Annotated in this window: 3 protein-coding genes; 2 read left to right on the top strand and 1 reads right to left on the bottom strand. The window is 66.2% G+C overall.

Translation table 11 applies throughout. The features are described 5' to 3' along the window. A partial coding sequence (locus tag AC1DT2_RS21360; protein WP_477298580.1) for a rhomboid family intramembrane serine protease occupies positions 1-553 on the bottom strand: 553 nt, incomplete at its 3' end. A gap of 137 nt (positions 554-690) precedes the next feature. Between AC1DT2_RS21360 and AC1DT2_RS21355 the strand changes: the two genes are divergently transcribed. Together AC1DT2_RS21355 and AC1DT2_RS21350 are read left to right on the top strand one after the other, a co-directional pair. Further along, positions 691-1,566, top strand: a complete 876-nt coding sequence (locus AC1DT2_RS21355) for a PhzF family phenazine biosynthesis protein (RefSeq protein WP_477298582.1) — start codon at positions 691-693, stop codon at positions 1,564-1,566. A gap of 2 nt (positions 1,567-1,568) precedes the next feature. Next, a complete protein-coding gene (locus AC1DT2_RS21350) occupies positions 1,569-2,024 on the top strand; it encodes a YaiI/YqxD family protein (RefSeq protein WP_477298579.1) in 456 nt (151 codons plus the stop codon). The last annotated feature ends 170 nt before the right edge of the window (positions 2,025-2,194 follow it).

The raw sequence follows: 2,194 nt of genomic DNA, 5'->3' as shown, positions 1-2,194 counted from the left end.
GGTTGAGCGCGATGGTAAAGATCACGCCGTAAGCGGCACCCCACAGGTGCGCGCTGTGGTTCACGTTGTCGCCGCCGCGCTTGTCCATGTAGATCGAGTACGCCACGAAAAGCACCGAGTAGATGATCGCAGGCAGCTTCACGATGAAGACGTAGATGCTGGACCAGGGGCTGAGCAGCACGTAGGCGAAAAGGACCGCAGAGACCGCGCCGGACGCGCCCAGGCTGCGATACGAGGCATTGTTACGGTTCTTCATGTAGGTCGGCAGGATCGAGAAGATCAACGCGCCGATGTAGAACGTAACGAAGCCCAGCGGGCCCATGGCCGCGGTGTAGAACTCCTCCATGATCCTGCCAAAAAAATACAGCGTGAGCATGTTGAAGATCAGGTGCGACCAGTCTGCGTGGATCAGGCCGTAGCTCACCAGGCGGTAATACTCACGGCTGCGCGAGAGCGCGGGCGGCCAGAGGATCAGGTCGTCCATCAGGCGCCGGTTGCTGAAGGCAAAGAAGGAGACCACAGCGGTCACGAGGATGATGAGCAGCGTAGTCATGCGACGAAACAGCGTCCTTTAGGACCGGGCCAGCGCGCATCTTGGCGGTAACGCGCGCCGATGTCGAACCCCCGGCCCATGCCGGACAGGCGATGGATGGCTATCATGGACGACCTCCCCCGCTCCCGGCACGACCGRTGTCCCCCATCCGTTACAAGCAGCTCGACGTCTTCGCCGCCCGTCATGGCGGCGGAAATCCATTGGGCGTCGTCGTCGACGCCGAGGGCTGGTCCGACGAGCGCATGCAGCGCTTCGCCCACTGGACCAACCTGGTCGAAACCACCTTCCTGATGCCCGCGCGCGCCGAAGGCGCCGATTACCGGGCACGGATCTTTACACCGACCAAGGAAATCCCCTTCGCCGGCCATCCGACTATCGGCAGCGCGCACGCCGCGCTCGATGCCGGTCTGGTCACCCCCGACGCGGCCGGCATCATCTGGCAGGAATGCGGCGCCGGTGTGCTGCCGATCCGCGTGGAAAAGGACGGCAAGGCACGTGAGCTGTTCGTGCAGTCGCCCAAGGCGCGCATCGTCGGCGACGCCTCGTGTGCCGGTGAGACGCTTTCCGCCGTCCTCTATGGCGTCAAGCTAGGCGCACTGGCCCCGGCCTGCGTCGAAGGCGGCCGTCGCTGGTGGGTCGCCGAGTTCGCCGACGAAGCCGCCCTGCGCGGCTGGCGCCCCGACCATGCAGCCATCCGCGCGCTCGCCCTGGCCACCGATACCCTCGGCCTGTGCGTGTTCGCCCGCTCCGCCGAAGGCCTGGCCGTGCGTGCTTTCCCGGCCGGCGTCGGTATCGTGGAAGACCCCGCATCTGGCGCCGCCAATGGCCTTATTGCCGCCTATGTCGCCGCACGCGACACCGGCGGCACGTTGGCGAAGGGCTACGTGGTCAGCCAGGGCCGCGAAGTCGGTCACGACGCCCGCATCATCATCCGCATCGACGGCGAGGCCGTGTGGGTCGGTGGCTGCACCAACACCATCGTCGACGGCCACGTGGACTGGACGGACGCCTGACCGTGCAGATCTGGGTCGACGCCGACGCCTGTCCCAACGTCATCAAGGACATCCTGTTTCGCGCCGCCGAGCGCGAACAGGTCAACGTAACCCTGGTCGCCAACGCGTGGATCCGCACGCCGGCCTCGCGTTTCGTCCGTTCGATCCAGGTGCCGGGCGGCTTCGACGTGGCCGACGATGAGATCGTGCGCCGCGTGGAACCGGGCGATCTCGTCGTCACCCAGGACATTCCGCTGGCGGCCTTCGCCATCGAGAAAGGCGCCCTCGCCCTGCATCCGCGCGGCGAGATGTACACGAAGGACACGATCGCGCAGCGCCTTTCCATGCGAAATTTCATGGAAGAACTCCGCGGCTCCGGCGTCAACACCGGCGGCCCCGCCACCATGCACCCGCGCGACCGGCAAGCCTTCGCCAATGCACTGGATGCATGGCTGGCGAAACGGCGCTCGGCGAAATAACGCTAATTGCGTGGGAGCCGCTTCAGCGGCGAATGCATTGGCTGCGGATCGCCCGCTCCGCGAGCGCATGCCTTAAGCGGCGTTCGCCGCCTCACGCTCGTGCTGCTGTGGGCGTCGCGGTCGGGTTGGCCCTTGGGGCCGCGGCGCGGCTCTTCGAGACGGGCCGTAGG

The sequence above is a fragment of the Luteibacter sp. P4_E6 genome (assembly GCF_056401535.1).
The sequence above is the reverse complement of the archived record's forward strand: the minus strand, read 5'-3'. Positions and strand labels throughout refer to the sequence as shown.